This window comes from Streptomyces sp. NPDC001135, from assembly GCF_053598395.1.
Genome location: NZ_JBSFKD010000023.1, coordinates 1 through 18224 on the forward strand (window position 1 = coordinate 1; position 18224 = coordinate 18224).

Consider the following 18224-nt stretch of genomic DNA (forward strand, 5'->3'; position numbering starts at 1 on the left):
TTCGAGCCGGTCATCCCCGTCATCGAGAAGACCCTGGCCACCGCAGCCGAGGAAGGCGTCGGGGACGCGCGCCAACTCGAACAACTCCTCGCCCGTGCCGTGGCGAACTGGGCGTTCCGCACCCACCGCCGCAAGCCCCTCATCATCCCCGTCATCATCGACGCCTGAGCAACAGCCCGGCAGGCGTCCGGGGTCGGACGCCGATGCGCACGAGGTGAAACTCGGCCACGAGTTCCTGATGTCCAGCTTCATCACCGGCCCACCGGGTCGGCCCGTACGAATCGCGCCCGGGTTTCCCCCCTCGGCCTCGTCTGCCCGGAGCACGGCGCCTTCCAGGGCGTCAGCCCCGGTGCTCCGGCGCTACCACGTCCTCGAGCTGATGCCACCGACCGGTCGCTGTCGCCGTACGCCCCGGAGGTCCGATCACAGGTGCTGCGTCAGCGGCTCGTGTCGGCGTCGCCCTCGCCATTCGAAGAATTCCGCTGCCTCCTGCCGCCCGGAGCGGAGCCGTCCCCTTGCTCTTCCAGCAGCTCGAGGAGGGCGGCATCCGCTCTTTTTTGATCTTCTCTCGTCAGCTCGACCGGTGCGTTGTTGTAGACGGTGTAGCGATCCGGATCGATGATGTTGGCGGCCCGCAGGGTGAACGTCAGCAGGCGGCGCCACCCCTTGCGATGGCCGACCCTCGCTTGCAGCTGGACGGTGTAGTCACGGGCTTCGGGCATGAATCCGGAGAAGGGTGCCTCGAACTCGATGAAGAGTTGTTGCGCTTCTCTCCCGGGCACAACGAATCCGGCCGGCAGCTTCGCATCCTCGTCGGGCCCCGGCTGGAGGCGAGACGGTGAGGACACCCACAGCAGCGGCAGGTGAGAAGCGGGCTCGTCGGGGAAGGTCAGGATGAGGTCCTGTACGACGATCGGCTTGGGGCCGGTGTTGTGAAGGACGAGCGGGAGCCGCAGGCGGGCCGTGGAAGAGTGGATGATCGCTGCGAAGGCATGAGGCTCCCACGTCTTCAGGCGTCCTTGTCTGGCGTTGAGCCACCAGAACGACGCGACGGTGAAGAGCAATGCGCAGATCGACACCACGCCGGCACCTGTGAGTGATGAGGACGCGGCTTGATGGGTCGCGGTCATCGGCGGAACCACAGATTCAGTGTGCCAGCCCCACCGTGGGCTCGCTGACAGGACTCAGGGACCTCTGTCCTGCGCGCAGCAGCAGACGAGCAGGACGGTCCTGCGGGTCACAGGGGGCCGCTGTACTGCTCAGCCCACGTCACGAGCCGACATCTATGGCGCCTGCCAGCTCCAGCGCACCGATCAGCCGGTAGGCCGCTGGGGTGAAGCCGGCGTGGGCGGCCGGCTCGGGCATCGGGCCGAGAGCCGTGATCCTGGCCACGCCCAGCAGGGCGAAGATCACCACGATGGGACAGGCCAGGCCGGCGGAGAGGTTCATGAGGCGTCCTTGAGGGTGTGCGGATGACGAGCCTGACGGCGTTCTGTTCCCAGGCCGGCGAAATAGGCGATCAGGTCCGGGTTGTCGACCGCCGAGGGGTTGAGGACCTGCTCGGCGGGGGCGCCCTGGAGGAGGCGTTTGACCGGGACCTCCAGTTTCTTCCCGGTCCTGGTGTGCGGGATGGCCGGCACGGCGAGGATCTCGTCGGGGACGTGGCGGGGGGAGGCGCCGGTGCGGATGGCGTCGCGGATCGTCTCGCGCAGGGCGTCGTCCAGCGTGACACCGGGCGCGGGGACGACGAACAGGGGCATCCAGTAGCCGCCGTCGGGTTCCTCCGCGCCGATGACGAGGGCCTCGGTGATCTCGGGGAGGCGTTCGACGATGTCGTGGATGTCGGCACTGCCCAGGCGCACGCCGTTGCGGTTGAGGGTGGCGTCGGAGCGGCCGTGGACGATCACCGAACCGTGGGAGGTGAGGGTGATCCAGTCGCCGTGCCGCCATACGCCCGGGTAGGCGCCGAAGTAGGCGTCGCGGTAGCGGCTGCCGTCGGGGTCGTTCCAGAAGTACAGCGGCATGGACGGCATCGGGCGGGTGACGACCAGTTCGCCGACCTGGTCCACGACCGGCCGTCCCGCGCCGTCGTACGCCGCCAGCGCCACGCCCAGGTTGGGGGCGGAGAGCTCGCCGGCCCAGACGGGGGTTGTGGGGGCGCTGCCGGCGAAGGCGGAGACGATGTCGGTGCCGCCGCTGGTGGAGGCCAGCTGGACGTCGGTGCCCACGTGGTCGCGGACCCAGGGGTAGGCGGAGGCGGGCAGGGCGGAGCCGGTGCAGCCGACGGCGCGGACCGCGGACAGGTCGTGCAGGGAGGAGGGTTCGATGCCCAGCTTGGCCATGGCCAGCAGGTACTGGGGGCTGGTGCCGAAGACGGTGATCTTGTGGCGGGCTGTCAGCTCCCACAGGACGTCGGGGCGCGCCACCGGGGCGGGGCTGCCGTCGTAGGTGCAGGTGGTGGCGCCGGTCAGCAGGGTGGAGACGACCAGGTTCCACATCATCCAGTGGGTGGTGGTGTACCACAGCAGGCGGTCACCGACGCCCAGGTCGCAGTGCAGGCCGAGGATCTTGAGGTGCTCCAGCAGGACGCCGCCGTGCCCGTGGACGATGCCCTTGGGCAGGCCGGTGGTGCCGGAGGAGAAGACGACCCACAGAGGGTGGTCGAAGGGCACCGGGGTGAGGGTGAGGTACTCGCTGCGGGTGGCGGCGTCGTCCCAGGGAACCGTCAGACCGGTGTGCCGGGTCTCGGGCCAGGTGAGGCCCAGGTGGTCCACGAGCACCGTGGCCTTCAGCGTGGGCAGGGCGTCGGCCAGTTCGAGCGAGGCGGCACGGCGGTCGTGGGCGGCGCCGTTGAAGAGGTAGCCGTCAGCCGTGATGAGCACCGTCGGCCGGAGCTGGGCGAATCGGTCGGCGGCGGCCTTGGGCGCGTAGTCCTGGCCGCACACGGACCACACCGCGCCCAGGCTGGCGGTGGCGAGGAAGGCGATGACGGCGTGGGGGGTGTTGGGCAGGTAGCCGACCACCCGGTCGCCCTGTGTCACGCCCAGGTCGCGCAGAGTGGCCGCCAGGGAGGCGACCCGGGCGCGCAGCTCCCGGCCTGTGATCTCGTAGCCGGCGCCGGTCTCGTCCAGCGCGGTGATCGCGGGAACGTCCGGGTGCAGGTTGCGCAGGGCATGGTGGGCGTAGTTCAGGGTGGCGCCGGGGAACCAGCGGGCGCCGGGCATGGTCTCCTCGGCCAGCACCCGCTCATAGGGAGTGGTCGCGTCGACGTCGAAGTACGCCCATACCGCGGCCCAGAAACCTTCCAGGTCGGTGACGGACCAGCGGTGCAGGGCCTGGTAGTCGGTGGGGTCCTGGATACCTTCGGCGCCCTGGTGCCGGGCCGCCCAGCGGGCGAAGTCCGCGATGCGGCTGCCGGCGGCCGTCTTCGGGTCGGGTGGCAGGAACGGTTCCGGACAGGGCGTGGCGTGCGGGCTGGTCATGGTGCGGTGCTCCTCGGCAGCGGGACGGACCGGGCATCGGCGGTACGGCGGGCGGTGTACAGCAGGGAAGCCCAGGCGGTGGTGTCCGGGAAGTGGCCGGTGCCGGCGGGGACGGTGTCCATCACGACACGGTCGGGGCGCAGCAGGACGGCGTCGGCCCGGCCGCGCGCCAGCCAGGCGGCCAGCGTGCCGTCGTCGCCCAGGTCGCCGACGTGGAGCGTGGGTGCGTCCAGCGCCGTGGCCACGGCCGTCATCCGCGGGGTGGGCGGCACAGCGGTCACGACGGCGAAGGAGTCTCCGAGGATGTCGTCCAGGCGGACTCGCCTGCCGTCGGCGATCACCCAGGGCTGCGGACAGAAGGTGCCGGGCAGTCCACGCCCGATGGGCCCGGGGCGGCGCCGGACGAGCGGGCCGGCGGGCAGCGCGGGGCTGAGGTCACGGCTCACCGCCGAGGTCACCCCGGGAACGCGGCAGGCCGTGGCCACGGCGGCCCGGCGGAGCGCCGCGGCGCGGTCCTGTCCCCCGGTCATGGCCCAGCCGACGGCGACCGCGACCCGGATCAGGTAGCGGGCGTGCGGCTTGCGCTCTCGCTCGTAGGTGTCCAACAGCCCGTCGTCCGCGCCCTGTCGGAGAACACGGGCGAGCTTCCAGGTCAGGTTGCGGGCGTCGCGCAGGCCCGCGCACAGCCCCTGCCCGATGAAGGGCGGGGTGAGGTGGGCCGCGTCGCCCAGCAGGAAGACGCGTCCCTGGCGCCACCGGTCGGCCAGGCGGGCCCGGAACGTGTACTGCGCCTGCCGGATCACCTCGAAGTCGTCGCCCCGCGAGACGCCGGAGGGTACGTCCACCCAGGGGGCGACCAGCTCACGCAGGCGCTCGAGTCCCTCCGGGCCGTCCAGGGCCTCGTCGTCGGCCAGCCGGAACTCCCAGCGGTAGCGGTCCTTGCCGAGGCGCATGAAGGTGGCGGGCTGGGTGGGGCAGCAGATCTGGTCGACGCCTTCCCAGGTGCGGACCGGGCGGCTGGTGCGCACGTCGATGACCCGCCAGCTCTCCTCGAAGTGCAGGTCCTCCCAGGCGGCGCCGACGGCGTCACGGGTGAGGCTGCCCGCCCCGTCGCAGCCGAGGACGGCATCCGCCCAGACGTGCTCGTCCTCGTCGCTGCCGTCGCGGCGGAAGGTGACCCGGACCGGAGCCGTCCCCTCGGCGGTCTGGCTGACGGACACGACCTCCACCCCGCCCCACAGCTCACACTCGGGGCGGCGCGTCAGGGCGGCGCGCAGCAGGCGTTCCAGGTCGGGCTGGTCGAACATGCTCGTCTGAGGGAAGCCATGCTTCCCGTGCCGGGATCGTGCGAATTCGGCGATCACACGGTGCTGGGCGTTCAGCAGCCGCAGCCCGCGCGCCGGACGTGCGAGGGCGGCGAACTCCTCGTGGATGCCGACGCTCTGCAGGATCCGGCGGACCTCGTCGTCCACGACGACGGCGCGCGGCAGGGGGTAGACGTCCCGGTGGCGTTCCAGGACGAGGCTGCGCACTCCGTGCCGGGCGAGCAGGAGCGCGGCCGTGACTCCCACGGGCCCCGCACCGATGATCACCACCGGCCTCCGCGTTGCGTCGCTCACGTCGCGTCCACCACAGCGGTCCGCTGCTCACCCAGGTCGATGCGCCCGTCGGGGGTGGCGATCGTGGCGGTGACGAGGTCACCGTCGCGCAGGTAGCGGGGGTTCTTGGCCTGGCCGTTGAAGAACGCCTTCCACTTCAGGGCGGGCGGCAGCAGAGCGGCGATCTTCTCAACCGGCTTGGGCGGGGCCTTCAGGGCCGTGCCGCCAGGAGTGCCGGTGAGCAGCAGGTCGCCCGGGTCGAGGGTCTGGAAGCGGGCCAGCAGGGTGAGCGCCTGTGCGGGCCGCACGATCATGTCGGCGAGAGTGCGGTCCTGGCGCGGCACGCCGTTGACCGACAGCCGCAGCCGCAGATCGATCAGACGGGCGAAGTCCTCGGGCTCCAGCAGGGCCAGATACGGCCCCGTCGGGGTGAAGGTCGGGTAGGACTTGCTCTCGTAGAACTGCGTCTTGGTCAGCTGCACGTCACGGGCGCTGACGTCGTTGGTGAGGACGAGCCCGGCGACGTAGTGCGGCAGGTCCGCCTCCTCGACGACGGTGCCCACCGGCAGGGTCGCGCCCAGGACGAGGCCGAGTTCCACCTCGTAGTCGAGGAACCTCACGTGCGCCGGACGGACGATCGCCTCGTGCGGGCCGCTGACCGAGCCGGATGCCTTACGGAAGAAGGTGGGCGGGATGTCGCCGGTGAACCCGGAATCCTTGGCGTGGCTGCGGTAGTTGACCATCTGGGCGACCACCCTGCAGGGGGTGGTGACCGGGGGCAGCGCCACCAGGTCGGCGACGGGTGTGCCGCTCTCGCCGGAGGCGGCGGCCTCCCGCACGGCGGCCCGGTCGGCGAGCAGTTCGGCGGTGGTGACGGCCTTGGTCTCGATGCGGACGGCGCGTTCGTCCCGGACGGCCCACCAGCCGTCGGGGGTGCGCAGAACGTTGGTGCTCATGAGCTCATCGCTTTCATCAGGCCCAGCAGGCGTGCGGGGTCGAGTTCGTTGTCGTCACGCAGGGCCGTCATGACCTCGCGGAGCTTGGCGGGGGAGGGGTTGGTGCCCAGGAAGTCGCGGGTGACGGGCGGACCCCACTGGGCCAGGCCGCTCGCCGACATCGGTGCCCATCCGGGTTCGACGTCGCAGGAGAACAGGTCGCCGTCCGCGAAGTGCTCCAGCATGAAGCGGTCGGGGTCGCGCCAGTAGTCGAAGAGCTGGCTGCCCTGGATGTGCCGGCCGATTCCCCAGCTGCGCTGGTAGCCGCGCTCGGCGAGGTACTCGCCGCCGACGGCGATCGCGTCGAGGTCGGTGACCTGGTAGGCCGAGTGGACGTATCCGGTTCCGGGCCCCAGGTGCAGGGCCAGCGTGTGGTGATCGACGGCCAGGCTGCCCTGGTCGCAGCGGATGAACGCCATGGTCGGCCCGCGCTGGCGCTGCCCGTCCAGGAACAGGAAGTCGGAGACGATCATCCCGAGGGTGTTCAGGTACCAGTCCAGGGTGCGGGCGAACGTCCGTGTCTCCAGCACCACATGGCCGAGGCGCTGGATGCGGGACGGCTCGCGGGGCGGTCGCTGGGTGGCGTTCGTACGGCGGGGTTCGGTGCCGGTGTTGAGGGTCAGCGGCGGCTGCTCGGGCAGCGCGGGCAGCGGTTCGGCGCAGTGCACGACCCGGACCGGCAGGCCCGAGGGGTCGAACAGGGAGACCGACCGGCCACCACCCGGTACGTCGATGTCCCGGACGGTGTGTCCGACGGCGGCGGCCAGCCGGTCCACATCGGCCCGCTCGGCCGCGCGGAACGCCGGTCCGAGGAAGCGGGAGGCACGCCCGCGCCGGATGACCATGCAGGGTGAGCCCGCGAACGTGCCGCGCAGCCACAGCTCGTGCCGGGTGCGGGCGGCGATCGCGAAGCCGAAGTCGCGGGCGAACACCTCGGCCCGGTCCAGGTCGGGCTTCTCGAACTCCAGCCAGGCCAGGTCCGCGACCTTGATCACGGGATTCCGGGCTCGTCCGGGGTGCTCTCCGCGCAGGGCACCCTGCTCACTGTGGAGGTCTTGGTGGGGCGTCAGAGGACCGCCCTTGTCAACGGGGATGTGGGACATGGTGTCCTCCAAGCGACACTGCCGTAATGAGGAAATCATCAACTCTGGCGTTTCTCGTCGTCAATAGGGGCAGCCCAAAGAACTGAGGATCTCATCAGTAATGGCAGAGTCATCGTCGCGATGGTTACACTGGGCCGTATGCCGACGTCAGCCCCGCCCAAGAACCGCTTCGAGCGGCGCCGCGCCGAGACCCGTCAGGCGCTCGTCCGTGCGGCCCGGCAGATCCTCGCGGAGACCGGGGACACCAGCGCCAGCATCCAGGCCATCGCCGAGCGCGCCGATGTCGGTTTCGGATCCTTCTACAACCACTTCGAGTCGAAGACGGAGCTGTTCGACGCCGCGGTGTCGGACGCCCTGGAGGAGTTCGGGCAGGTCATCGATGCGCGCGTGGAAGGCATCGACGACCCGGCCGAGCTGGTCGCGGCCGGTTTCCGGCTCACTGCCCGGATGGCGGACTCCCACCCGGAACTCCTGCGGATCCTGCGTGACCGCGGCCTGTCCCACATCCACTCGGACAGCGGTCTCTCGCCGCGCGCCCTGCGCGACCTGGAGATCGGCATCGCGTCGGGCCGCTTCACCTGCGACAACGCGACCACCGCTCTGTCCGCCCTGGGCGGCACCCTGCTGTCCCTCGTGGCTCTCAGGCTGGACCGCCCGGACCTCGACGGCGACGAGGCCGCCTCCGACCTGGCCGAGATGGTCCTGCGCATGCTCGGTGTCGCCCCGGACGACGCCCATGAGGTCACCCGGCGCCCGCTGCCCGGCCACGACTGACATCTGCCTCACTCACGACGTCCCGCACCTGCAGCGCTGCCGCCTGCGGTGCCACGCCGGCGGCGACGAGGAACGCGGTGGCTGCGGCCTCACCCGTGGAGTCCGCCCACGCGCTCGCGGCGTTCTCCTCGGCGAGGGCCAGCATCAGTGCTTCCAGGGCTCGGGCGAGGACGGGCGCCGGCAGGTGGTCCGCGAACACGCCTTCGCGCTGACCACGTCGTAGGGTCGCTACGGCCTCCTCGCGGGCCGGTGCCAGGGTGGCGGGGATCGCCTCGTCGCCCAGATGGCGGCGCCCCAAGGCGATGAGCATGCGGTACTGGTCGCCGACCGCCCATCCCGCCAGGACCATCCGCGTCATCGCCTCGAGCGGATCGGCACCCTGGGTACGGTCCCCGGTGAACGCCCGCTGCAGCGCTCGGCCCGCTTCGCGCGCCAGGTCGGCGATCAGCGCCTGCCGGCTGGGGAAGTGTCCGTAGACGGTGCGCCGGGCGACGCCGGCTGCCTGGGCGATGCTGTCGAGACTCGCGTCGAGGTCCTCCCGCAGTTTCTGCCGGGCGGCCGCGAGGATGCGTCCGCGATGGGAGTGAGCATCCCTGCGCTGCGGAGTACGGCCCAGGGTGTCGGTCGTCTGCATGGTCCTGTCTCTCCACGGTTGCCGGAAAACCGCGGGCGCCGGTACTCCCTCAAGCACCGGCGCCCACTCACCCCTGCCCGAGGTGGCTTCGATGCCCCGCTGACAGGCGTCAGGGGACCAGGATGAGGCGGATCGGGTCGCCGATCTTGTTCTCCAGACGGCTGACCGCGTCGGCCGCGTCGATGAGGGGGATGTGGTCCGTGATGGAGGGGGCCAGGTCGAGGCGGCCGGCCGCGGTCAGCCGCACGAGCTCGGGGACGGACTCCGGGAAGCCGCCGTAGTGACCGCGCACCTGCTTCTGCAGGTAGTTGAAGGTCAGGCCCTCGGTGATGGTGAGCGGCCTGGGGGTGATGCCCACCAGGATCAGGGAGCCGCCCAGGCCGAGCGCGGAGGCGGCCTGCTCGCGCACGGCGGGTACGCCGGCGCAGTCGAAGGCGAAGTCCAGGCCCCGTCCATCGGTGGCCGCGCGTACCTGGTCGGCGAAGTCGGGGGCGGCCGGGTCCAGGGCGTAGTCCGCGCCGAAGGCCAGGGCGCGCTCGCGGGCGCTGGGCAGCGGGTCGACGGCGATGATCGGGGCGGCGCCGACCAGGCGGGCGAGGCGTACGTTGTGCGCACCGACTCCGCCCACGCCCCAGACGCCGACGGACTGGGCGGCACGGACGCCCGCGGTGGCGACGACGGCGGCGTAGGGGGTGGAGACCGCGTCGGGGATGATCGCGGCCTGGTCGAAGGGGAGGCTGTCGGGGAGGGGGACAAGGGTGTCCTCGCGGGCGATCACGTACTCGGCCCAGCCGCCGTCGTAGTCGATGCCGGCGGTGAGCATCCGGGTGCAGGGGCGGTGGCGCACGCATCCGGCGCACTGGCCGCAGGTCTTGCCGGCCTCCAGGGTGACGCGGGTGCCGACGGGCAGGCCGCGCTTGAGGTCGGGGCCGAGCGTGTGGATCACACCGGAGACCTCGTGGCCGACGGTGACCGTGTCGGAGGTGGCGAACAGCGGGACGAGGGAGCCGTCGAGAAGGTGGACGTCGGAGAGGCAGACGCCGGCGGCCTTGACCTCGATGAGGACCTCGCCCGGGCCCGGCACGGGGATGGGGACCTCCTCGACGGCGAACTTCTTGCTGTCCAGGTGGAAGCGTCCGGCGAGCATGGTGTCCATGGTGATCTGCTTTCTGTGAGCGGCACGGCCCGGTGGTTCGGGCCATGGGTGCCATGGGGTGTCTGAATGGCTGGTGGGGCCGGGAGGCGTGCGGGGGAGGCAGGACGTCCGCACGCCTCCCGGCGGCTGCGGGGGGCAGCGCGCCTTGACGGCGTGCGGCGGCGGTCAGGCGAAGACGTCCTGCTGGTAGCGCTCGTCGGCCTCGAGCTGGGCGAGCCACTGCTGGGCCGTCTCGTCGTCGCTGCCGGTCTTCTGGCGGTGGATGGCGGCGAGTGCCTCGCGGACGGCGGGGGCCATACGGCGGCCGTCACCGCAGACGTAGATGTACGCGCCGTCCTCGATGGCCTGCCACACCCTGTCGGCGGCATGGGCGATGCCGTTCTGCACGAACCGGGCCGGGTGGCCGGTCACCGCGGAGAAGGCGGTGTGCACCTGCGCGATCCCGGCCTGCTCCCAGTCCTGCATCTCCTGGCGGTAGAAGTAGTCGTGCTCCGGGTGGCGGCAGCCGACGAAGACCTGCGACAGGCCGACCTCGGTGCCGTTCTCGTGCTGTGTCGCCCGCTCCTCCAGGAAGCCACGCAGCGGCGCGATGCCGGTGCCGGGGCCGATCAGGATCAGCGGCGTGGCGGGGTCGGCGGGCGGGGCGAACGTCGGGGAGGGCACGCGGACGTAGCCGTAGACGACGTCTCCGGGCTCAAGACCGGCGATGTAGGAGGAGCAGGTGCCGCGGTACTGGCCGTCCCCGGACAGGGCCGGGCCCTCCAGCAGGCCGACGGTCAGGCGCACATGGCGCGGGTTGGCGGACGGGGCGGAGGAGATGGAGTAGAAGCGCGGGCGGATGGGGCCCGTCATCTCCAGGAACACCGCCAGCGGCAGCTCCACGGCCGGGAAGCGCTCCAGCAGGCCCAGCACCGAGACCCGCTTGCCGAGGATCTCCTTCTGGTAGTGCTCCTCGGCCTCCTCCGTGTCGGCCGCGTACGCCTGGAGCTGCGGCCGGGTCCACGGGCACTGGGTGTACTCGGCCAGCGTCTTGATCTGGGAGCGGGTGGCCACGTCCTGCAGCTCCAGGAACTCGGTGAGCAGGATGCCGGCGGTGACGGGGACGCCGACCGGCAGGTGCGTCCGGCCGCCGCCGGGCTGGTCGAGCCGGAGCACCTGGCCGTACTCGACCCCGAGCCGCCTCAGTGCGCGCTCCACCAGGGCGAGTTCGTTCTTGGCGAAGACGGCCAGGTGGTTGCCGGTGTCGTAGGTGACACCGTCGGGCAGCTCGACGGTGATGGACTTCGCGGACGGGCGCGGCGGCTCGATGCTGAAGTCCCACAGGCCGGTCGCGTCGGCCACGAGCTCCTCGTTGGCCACCACCGTGAGCGGGTACGCCTGCTCGGAGACGATGGCGGGGCGCACGTCGGACTCGGTGAGCAGCTGGACCTGGTAACGCGGGCCGCTCGCCTCGGAGGTGTCGGCGGCGTACTCCTCGGCCAGGGTGGCCCACAGGGTGTCCATCCAGCGACTCGCCATGCCGTCGAAGTCACCGGCGGCGTCCGCGATGCCGCGCTCGACGACGGGCGTGGCGCCGGCGGCCATCAGACCTTCCGCGATCCGCTTGGGGAATGCCTGGTAGGTGGCCACCCACTGGGTGTTGCCGGCGCCCAGCAGCGCGAACCGCACGTTGGACAGCGAGCCCTCGGGCAGGCCGGCGGCGAGCAGGTCGTCGAAGCGCTGGGCGTTGTCGGGTGCCTTGCCGTTGTAGCTGGCGGCCACGACGACGAGCAGACCCTCGGTGGGCAGGTTGTCGCCCAGCTCGTCCAGGCTCATCAGCGTGGTGCCGAACCCGGAGCGCTCACCGCGGTCGGCGATGGTGCGCGCCAGGTCCTCGCAGGAGCCGAGGCTGGAGCCGTAGGCGACGGTCAGGTTCACACCGACGCCGCTGACCGCTGTCTGCGCCTGCGTGTCGCCGGTCTGCAGGTCGGCGGCGCCGAAGACGGTCCGCTGGTGGTCCTGACGCTTGCGGACGACCAACTGGAAGTCGCCGGGCTTGCGCGTCAGCGCCTCGCGGACGTCCATCTTGTAGTCGGTGGTGTCGGAGAACCTGAACTTCTGCAGCACGAGCGCAAGCGCCAGGCGGGCTTCGGTGAGCGCGAACTGGCGGCCGATGCAGGCACGCACACCGTTGCCGAACGGCTTGTAGGCGTGCGGGTGCTGTTCCACGCGGTTCTCCGGCAGCCACCGGTCGATGTCGAACTCCTCCGGCCGGTCCCAGGCCTTGGGGTGGGAGTGCAGCGCGCCCATGAGGATGTTGGCCCTGGTTCCCTTCCTCAGCTCGTACCGGTCGCCGATGACGGTGTCGTCGATGGGCGCCTTGGCGATCAGCGGGATGGGAGCCCACAGGCGCAGGGTCTCCTCCAGGATCCGCGGGATCACGTCGAGTTGCATGATCGTGTCGTAGTCCGGGACCGTGTCACCGGGCAGCAGGCGGTCGACCTCGGCGTACGCCTGCGCCAGCACGTGCGGGTTGCGCATCAGCGAGTACGTGGCGAACGACAGCAGGCCACTGGTGGTCTCGTGACCGGCGATCAGGAAGGTCACCACCTGGTCGCGGACGTTGTCGTCCGCCAGCAGCCTGCCGGTCTCCGGGTCGGAGGCCTCCAGCATCAGGCCGAGCAGGTCCTCCTCGCCGGTGCCCTTCCCCTCGCGGCGCTCCTTGATCACGCTCTCGACCAGGTCGCGCATCAGCTGGATGTTCCGGCGGTACTTCCTGTCGTCCGCCTTGCGGAGCTTGGTCATCATCGGCAGCTCCTGGGAGCGCCGCATCGACTCGATCAGCGCCTCCAGCAGCGAGTTGAGGAAGGGGTGCAGTTCCTCCTTGTCGTAGGACCGGAAGCGGTAGCCGAAGCCGGACAGGGCGATGGTGTCCAGGGTGAGCCGGGTGTAGTCGTCGGTGATGGCGACCGGCTGACCCTCCCGGCTCTCCCACTTGCCGACGAGGTTCTGGGCGATCTCCAGCATCTGACCGAAGTAGGTCTTCATGGCTCGCTGGCTGAAGGCCGGCAGCAGGATCCGGTGGGCCATGGCCCATTCCTCTTCGTGCTGGTGGGCCGTGAACAGGCCCGCCCCCGTGTAGTCCCGCACATGGCTCAGCGGCGTCTTCTCGATCTGCTTGAAGAACCGCGTCTCGTCGCAGACCTCGGCCACCAGGTCAGGGTCGTAGACGAAGACCTGCTCGATGCCTGCGATGTCCATGCCGTAGATGCCCTCGGGGAACTGCTTGGACAGCTCGTTGAAGTACTCCACCGGGTTGGTGTCGGGGATCTGCGGCGTGTGGCCGAGCAGGGGGATCCCGCGCGGGGACCGGACGGGGCGAAGGCCGTTCGCGGAATGCGTGGTCATGACTTGCTCCTCTGCACGGAGGGTGGAGGGGGTGGGCAAGGGCGCGCTGCGCAGGTCGATGCCGTGGCGCCGTACGGAAACATACGCCGTATGGAATTAGTACCGTACGGCGTATGGAAACCCGGTGCAACCCCCTGCCGTGCAGGTCGCCCCCTGTGATGCAGGTCATTTCCATACGGCGTACGAAACTGATACCGTACGTGGTATGGAAAAGAAGGTGAGGCGTCCCCCGCGGGGAACCAGGAAGAGGGACGTGCCTCTGACCGAGGCCGGGATCTATGCCGCCGCCCTGCGGCTCATCGACGAGGACGGCGTCGAGGCGCTCACTATGCGCAAACTCGCCACAGAGCTCGACGCGAACCCGATGTCGCTGTACCACCACGTGCCGAACAAGGAAGCCGTGCTGCGCGGCGTGACGAGAATGGTCGGGGCCCAGTTCCGCACCGTGACGCTCGAAAACGCCCCTTGGCAGGAGCGCATCCGCCTGCTCGCCACGGACTTCCGGACCCTGGCGCACCGTCACCCCGAGCTGATGGCCTACTCGTTCAGCCACCAGCCGGACTTCATCCAGCCCGACGACCCGTTCTGGACCGCACTCACCGCCATCGTGGCCGCTGCCGGGGTGTCGCACCCGGAGGTTCCGGAGATCGCCGCTCTCATGGCCGCCGTCGTCATCGGTGTCCTCGGCGCCGAACTCAACGGCTCGCTCCAGCAGTGGGCGAGCCTGAAGCCCCCCGCTGCCGACGCGGACGAGGTCACGGACGCCGGCCAGTCAGGTCCTGATCCGGACCACATGTTCCGGCTGGTGATCGACACACTCATCACGGGCCTGGAGGGTCGGCTCAGCGCCGGTCGTGACGGCCAGGGCGTCGGCCGCCGTTGAGTCCGTGACCCTGGAGCGCTACGGCCTGGCGCTTGTCCGTGGCAGGCGGGCGCAGGTCGCTGCGCTCAGGAGGGCACCCGATCTCCGCTGACGGACCGACCGCCACCGCCGACCTCACCGACTTCGTCCATGCCCGCTGCCGCCTGGGCGGGCGCTTTTGCCGAGTTGCGCCAAGCCGCCGAGGTGGCCTGCGGCGACACCGGATGCCGACCCTTCTGGCCGCGTCACTCGTCGCAGGCCGACCGTCAGCGCAAGGGTGGGTTCACGGTGGGCGTCAGCAAGGTCTCGTCGAGGCCGACGATCTGGCTGATGTCGAAGCCTTCCATGCCCGCGCGGGATTCATTACTCGACAGGTACGCCTATGTCGAAGTGACGAAGGTGACCGGGGCGAGGACGCGGCCGGGCCGGCCGAACGGCAGGACGCGCGGCCGGAGCGGGTTCCGGTGATCGGCGGCTTCGCCGGCTCGAAGGTCGCCTCAGCCCTGGGAACGAGACGGAGGTCACAGTCGCCGAGCGCGGCCCCACGCCCTTGGTGGGCGCCCTCGGTGGCACCCTGTCCAAGCTCTCGGGCCTTATGCACGTCGAGTGGCTGGCGGACCAGGCTCGCGGCGGGCCCGTGGGGAGATCACCCAGCCGTTGTGCGCTCGAACAGCCGGCGCAGGTGCTGGCGAAGCGCCGGCGTCGAACTGATCGTGCCGGGGGTCGAGGAACTGCTGCGCTTCGAGTCGTCGGTGCAGTTCTGGCACACCCGCTCCGCCTGGAGGACATCGACATCGCCGGCATCACCATTCCGAAGGGGGAGCCGATCTTCCTGGCGTACGGCTCGGCGAACCGCGACCCGGAACGGTTCACCGACCCCGACGAACTCGACCTTGAGCGTCGCGACAACCAGCACCTGGGATTCAGCCAGGGCATCCACTTCTGCTTCGGCGCTCCGCTCGCGCGGCTCGAGGTCCAGATCGCGGTCGGCGAGTTCGTCCGCCGGGTGCAGAACCCCCGGCTGGTCGAGGACCCGCCGCCGTACCGGCACACCCTGTGATCGTCTACGGCTCCTGGGGCTGCGGGGTGTGCGTCAACCGCCGTCAGGGCCGCGAGAACTACTGCCAGGACCTCGGTGGTCAGGGCCCGGGTCTGGGCGGTGGTCACGACGGCGGCATGGCCGAGTACCTGCTCGTCCCGGCCGCGCGCTACCTGATTCCGCTCGGCACCCTCGACCCCCGTCGGGCCGCGCCGCTCAGCGATGCCGGACTGACCGGCTATCACGCTGTGAAGCGGTCGCTGCACCTGCTGGGACCGGGCTCGACCGCGGTCGTGATCGGCGCCGGCGGTCTGGGTCGGATGACTGTCCAGATCCTGCGCGTGCTCAGCGCGGCGACCACCGTCGTCGCCGTGGACACCGACGCAGGCAAGCTGGAGACCGCCAAGCGCATGGGCGCCGACGAGGCTCTGTTCCCGGGCGACGAGGCGATCACCCGCATCAAGGACATGACGGCGCAGCAGGGCGCTCAGCTCGTGCTGGACATGGTCGGCACAGACCCGACACTGCGGATGGGGCTGCGCAGGTGGCCAGGATGCTCGGCCACCTGACCATTGTCGGCCTCGGCGGCGGAGCCCTGCCCGTCGACTTCTCCAGCCCGCCGCACGAGTGCTCGGTCGCCTCGCCCTACTGGGGACCCCTCACCGAACGGATGGAAGTGATCACCCTCGCCCAGCAGGACAAGATCAAGATGCTGGTCGAGCACTTTCCCCTGCAACGCGCCAACGAGGCTTACCAGCTCCTCCACGACGGCAGGCTCCAGGGACGCGCCGTCATCACCCCTCACGTGTGAATGCCGTCGTCAACCCGAACGGGACACCACGACTGTGCCTGGCCGCCGGCAGCGGGCGGTCCGGTGGAAACGCCCCGGCTCCCGCAGGACCGAGGAGCTTGCCCGGAATGCCTCATGCGCCACGGCCCCCGGCCCTCCCCGCCGAGCGACACGAGGCTGATCGGGTGACGATGGACATGTAGTGACGTGACCACGCTGCTCACAGAAGGAGGTAGGTGCCATGACATCTCCTTCCGATTCCTCCCGTTCCGTTCCGCCACGTGGCACCGAACCACAAGAGGGCCCCGCGGCCGAAGGCATCGCCGCCCTGGCGAACATGGGCTGGCAGATCCTGCTCACCATGGGCCTCGCCACCATCGCCCTGGGCGTCATCGCCCTGGTCTGGCCGGGCGAGACGCTCCGCGTCGTCGGCGTGCTCTTCGGCGTCTACCTGCTGGCCACCGGTGTCTTCCAACTCGCCGCCGCCTTCGGCACCCACGTCCCCCGGCATCTTCGCGTACTGCACTTCATCACCGGCGCGGCCTCCATCCTGTTGGGACTGGTCTGCCTCCGGGGCCCCCTCGAGTCGGTCTTTCTGCTCGCCCTGTGGATCGGCTTCAGCTGGCTGCTTCGGGGCACCTTGGAGACGGTCGCGGCGGCCTCCGATCAGACCATGCCGGCGCGCGGCTGGCACGTGGCCTTCGGCATCATCGGCACCATGGCCGGCATCGTGATGATCGTCATGCCGTTCGCCTCCATCGCGACACTCACGCTGGTAGTGGGCGTCATGGCCATCGTCGTCGGCCTGACCGAAGTGGTCCGTGCCATCAGGACACGCGTCGAGATCGGCCATCTGGCTGCCGGCACGGCCCCCCAGCGGCGCCCCATGTTCCACGCGCGTGCGCACCCCCAGCACTGACCGGCGGAGCCGGATCGACCGGACGCGGCGAGCAGCGACATCGCGCGACCTCCACGGACCGTCGGCCGGATTCCATGAGGCCGTTATTCGGGGGCGTCGGACCGGTCGGCGTTCTCGGGGCTGTTGTCTGTCCGTGTCGGCAGCCCCAGTGGCCGACCGTCGCGGTGAGCCCAGATGTCACCGAGGACGACCTGGATGATGCCGGTGACGGGAATCGCCAGCAGGGCACCGAGGATCCCGGCGACATCGGCGGCGATCAGGGTGGCCAGCGGCACGGTAAGGGGGTTGAGTCTCACCGTCCGGGACAGGATGACCGGCTGCAGGAGGTGGTTTTCGGCCTGCTGGTAGACGATGAAGAAGATGATGATCCCGATGCCGGCCGGCAGCGAGTGGACGAACGCCACCGCGGAGGCGACGACAGCTCCTATGGTGGCTCCCACCAGGGGAATGAGGTCGGTCACGGCGACGAAGAGGGCCAGCAGGCCGGCGAACGGCACTCCGGAAACCAGCAGCACGACGTAGGTCAGAAGCCCGCAGATGACGCTGATCAGCAAGTTCCCGGTCAGATAGCCGTTGACGGTACGGGCGCACGCGGCTCCGACGCGGCGTATGCGGGCCGCGGGCGCCTCCTCCACGAGGGTCAGGGACCGGTCTATGGCCTTGGGGCCCTCCAGCACCATCAGATAGGCCAGGACGAAAATGGTGAGGGCGCCTGCCGCGGTGCTCGCGGCACCGCGGATGAACTTCAAGGCGGGCGTGCTCAATCCGGTGGCGAACGCGCGGATCTGTGCCTGATGCTGCTGGACATACTGCAGAGCGTGCGTCCGTTCCAGCAGGTTGCCGACTGGCCCGCGGCCGGCCTGGGCGTCCCTGATCATCGCGGGCAGGCGACCGGCGAACCGGCTTCCCTCCTGGGCCAGGGGGATGACGAACAGGGCGACCACCGCGCCGACGGCCGCGGCCGCGGCCAGGAAGACCAGCAAGGTGGCCACCGACCGTCGGCACCGCGGCACCCGTCGCTGCAGCGCTTCGACCGCAGGATGAAGTGAGACGGCCAAGAACACCGCGATGACCGACCAGATCAAGACCCGACGAGCCTGGACCACCAGCTCAAGGATGACGTAGGTGGCGAGCACCAGACCGATCGTGGCGAGGATGGTGCGCACCGGAACCGGACGCGTCGCCATGGGCATCGAGTGCCCAGACCGGTCACGGGAAAACGAGAAGACCTCCTCGCCCGGTGGGGTCATATGGCCGGTCCTGGGCGTTGTCGCCCGATCGGCTGGCGCTGGAGAAAGCCCCGGTCGGCCTTTCATCCGTATGCCGTGGAGGAAAAAGCGCACACGGTAAGGAGACCCCCACCCGGCCTGGTCGGCGGTGGCGGGTCGACCCCCGTACATCCCGGGTGCGGATGCCCAGGCCGAGCTGCAAGCTGATGCCGTAGGCCGTAACTGCCGAAGGAAGTGCCATGGTGGCGGTGGCCGC

17 protein-coding genes and 1 pseudogene are annotated in these 18224 nt (G+C 70.3%); 8 read left to right on the forward strand and 10 right to left on the reverse strand.

From position 1 onward, the window contains the following. Positions 1-168 (forward strand): annotated as a pseudogene (locus ACWC94_RS25880) (RNase J family beta-CASP ribonuclease); the annotation flags it as partial. 269 nt (positions 169-437) lie between these two features. On the opposite strand, the gene ACWC94_RS25885 reads toward ACWC94_RS25880, so the two are convergent. The 6 genes from ACWC94_RS25885 to ACWC94_RS25910 all read right to left on the reverse strand — a co-directional run bounded on the left by ACWC94_RS25885 (position 438) and on the right by ACWC94_RS25910 (position 7178). Next, positions 438-1130 (reverse strand): hypothetical protein, encoded by a 693-nt coding sequence (locus ACWC94_RS25885; protein WP_450799421.1) that lies wholly within the window; start codon positions 1128-1130, stop codon positions 438-440. A 139-nt stretch (positions 1131-1269) separates the two neighbouring features. Beyond that, entirely contained in the window at positions 1270-1449 is a 180-nt protein-coding gene (locus ACWC94_RS25890; RefSeq protein ID WP_450799423.1) for a hypothetical protein, read from the reverse strand. After that, complete coding sequence (locus ACWC94_RS25895; RefSeq protein WP_450799425.1) at positions 1446-3482, reverse strand: acetoacetate--CoA ligase; 2037 nt, start codon at positions 3480-3482, stop codon at positions 1446-1448. The genes ACWC94_RS25890 and ACWC94_RS25895 overlap by 4 nt, the downstream gene beginning before the upstream one ends. After that, positions 3479-5101 carry a bifunctional 3-(3-hydroxy-phenyl)propionate/3-hydroxycinnamic acid hydroxylase MhpA gene (gene mhpA / locus ACWC94_RS25900; RefSeq protein WP_450799427.1) on the reverse strand — a complete coding sequence of 541 codons (1623 nt, stop codon included), beginning with the start codon at positions 5099-5101 and terminating at the stop codon, positions 3479-3481. The genes ACWC94_RS25895 and mhpA overlap by 4 nt, the downstream gene beginning before the upstream one ends. Further along, positions 5098-6036, reverse strand: coding sequence for a fumarylacetoacetate hydrolase family protein (locus ACWC94_RS25905; RefSeq protein WP_450799429.1), 939 nt, complete (start codon positions 6034-6036; stop codon positions 5098-5100). The genes mhpA and ACWC94_RS25905 overlap by 4 nt, the downstream gene beginning before the upstream one ends. Then, on the reverse strand, positions 6033-7178 hold the full coding sequence (locus ACWC94_RS25910; RefSeq protein WP_450799431.1) for a VOC family protein: 1146 nt from the start codon (positions 7176-7178) through the stop codon (positions 6033-6035). Before ACWC94_RS25910 ends, ACWC94_RS25905 begins: the two co-directional genes overlap by 4 nt. A 138-nt stretch (positions 7179-7316) precedes the next feature. Between ACWC94_RS25910 and ACWC94_RS25915 the strand changes: the two genes are divergently transcribed. Next, a complete protein-coding gene (locus ACWC94_RS25915) occupies positions 7317-7952 on the forward strand; it encodes a TetR/AcrR family transcriptional regulator (protein WP_450799433.1) in 636 nt (211 codons plus the stop codon). Here the strand turns inward: ACWC94_RS25915 and ACWC94_RS25920 are convergent. From ACWC94_RS25920 to ACWC94_RS25930, 3 genes are all read right to left on the reverse strand, one after another. After that, positions 7921-8586: a TetR/AcrR family transcriptional regulator gene (locus tag ACWC94_RS25920; RefSeq protein ID WP_450799435.1), complete on the reverse strand. Its 666-nt coding sequence runs from the start codon at positions 8584-8586 to the stop codon at positions 7921-7923. The genes ACWC94_RS25915 and ACWC94_RS25920 overlap by 32 nt on opposite strands. A gap of 109 nt (positions 8587-8695) precedes the next feature. Next, the gene (locus tag ACWC94_RS25925; RefSeq protein ID WP_450799436.1) at positions 8696-9742 is read right to left on the reverse strand and encodes a zinc-binding dehydrogenase; all 1047 of its coding nucleotides are present in this window, start codon (positions 9740-9742) and stop codon (positions 8696-8698) included. A gap of 165 nt (positions 9743-9907) precedes the next feature. Then, the gene (locus tag ACWC94_RS25930) at positions 9908-13129 is read right to left on the reverse strand and encodes a bifunctional cytochrome P450/NADPH--P450 reductase (protein ID WP_450799437.1); all 3222 of its coding nucleotides are present in this window, start codon (positions 13127-13129) and stop codon (positions 9908-9910) included. A 253-nt stretch (positions 13130-13382) separates the two neighbouring features. Between ACWC94_RS25930 and ACWC94_RS25935 the strand changes: the two genes are divergently transcribed. From ACWC94_RS25935 to ACWC94_RS25960, 6 genes are all read left to right on the forward strand, one after another. After that, the gene (locus ACWC94_RS25935; protein WP_450799438.1) at positions 13383-14012 is read left to right on the forward strand and encodes a TetR/AcrR family transcriptional regulator; all 630 of its coding nucleotides are present in this window, start codon (positions 13383-13385) and stop codon (positions 14010-14012) included. Positions 14013-14141: 129 nt separating this feature from the next. After that, positions 14142-14459, forward strand: coding sequence for a hypothetical protein (locus tag ACWC94_RS25940; protein ID WP_450799439.1), 318 nt, complete (start codon positions 14142-14144; stop codon positions 14457-14459). Between the two features lie 214 nt (positions 14460-14673). Beyond that, entirely contained in the window at positions 14674-15051 is a 378-nt protein-coding gene (locus ACWC94_RS25945) for a cytochrome P450 (RefSeq protein WP_450799440.1), read from the forward strand. Further along, complete coding sequence (locus ACWC94_RS25950; protein WP_450799441.1) at positions 15048-15599, forward strand: zinc-binding dehydrogenase; 552 nt, start codon at positions 15048-15050, stop codon at positions 15597-15599. The genes ACWC94_RS25945 and ACWC94_RS25950 overlap by 4 nt, the downstream gene beginning before the upstream one ends. Next, entirely contained in the window at positions 15584-15841 is a 258-nt protein-coding gene (locus ACWC94_RS25955; protein ID WP_450799442.1) for a hypothetical protein, read from the forward strand. Before ACWC94_RS25950 ends, ACWC94_RS25955 begins: the two co-directional genes overlap by 16 nt. Before the next feature lie 220 nt (positions 15842-16061). Then, positions 16062-16739, forward strand: coding sequence for an HdeD family acid-resistance protein (locus ACWC94_RS25960; RefSeq protein WP_450799443.1), 678 nt, complete (start codon positions 16062-16064; stop codon positions 16737-16739). A gap of 83 nt (positions 16740-16822) precedes the next feature. On the opposite strand, the gene ACWC94_RS25965 is transcribed toward ACWC94_RS25960, so the two are convergent. After that, entirely contained in the window at positions 16823-18082 is a 1260-nt protein-coding gene (locus tag ACWC94_RS25965) for an AI-2E family transporter (protein WP_450799444.1), read from the reverse strand. Positions 18083-18224: the final 142 nt, after the last annotated feature.

Coding starts and splice junctions, on each gene's coding strand:
- ACWC94_RS25885 (WP_450799421.1), bottom strand. CDS start 1,130: ATGACCGCGACCCATCAAGCCGCGTCCTCATCACTCACAGGTGCCGGC.
- ACWC94_RS25890 (WP_450799423.1), bottom strand. CDS start 1,449: ATGAACCTCTCCGCCGGCCTGGCCTGTCCCATCGTGGTGATCTTCGCC.
- ACWC94_RS25895 (WP_450799425.1), bottom strand. CDS start 3,482: ATGACCAGCCCGCACGCCACGCCCTGTCCGGAACCGTTCCTGCCACCC.
- ACWC94_RS25905 (WP_450799429.1), bottom strand. CDS start 6,036: ATGAGCACCAACGTTCTGCGCACCCCCGACGGCTGGTGGGCCGTCCGG.
- ACWC94_RS25910 (WP_450799431.1), bottom strand. CDS start 7,178: ATGTCCCACATCCCCGTTGACAAGGGCGGTCCTCTGACGCCCCACCAA.
- ACWC94_RS25915 (WP_450799433.1), top strand. CDS start 7,317: ATGCCGACGTCAGCCCCGCCCAAGAACCGCTTCGAGCGGCGCCGCGCC.
- ACWC94_RS25920 (WP_450799435.1), bottom strand. CDS start 8,586: ATGCAGACGACCGACACCCTGGGCCGTACTCCGCAGCGCAGGGATGCT.
- ACWC94_RS25925 (WP_450799436.1), bottom strand. CDS start 9,742: ATGGACACCATGCTCGCCGGACGCTTCCACCTGGACAGCAAGAAGTTC.
- ACWC94_RS25930 (WP_450799437.1), bottom strand. CDS start 13,129: ATGACCACGCATTCCGCGAACGGCCTTCGCCCCGTCCGGTCCCCGCGC.
- ACWC94_RS25940 (WP_450799439.1), top strand. CDS start 14,142: ATGCCCGCTGCCGCCTGGGCGGGCGCTTTTGCCGAGTTGCGCCAAGCC.
- ACWC94_RS25955 (WP_450799442.1), top strand. CDS start 15,584: ATGCTCGGCCACCTGACCATTGTCGGCCTCGGCGGCGGAGCCCTGCCC.
- ACWC94_RS25960 (WP_450799443.1), top strand. CDS start 16,062: ATGACATCTCCTTCCGATTCCTCCCGTTCCGTTCCGCCACGTGGCACC.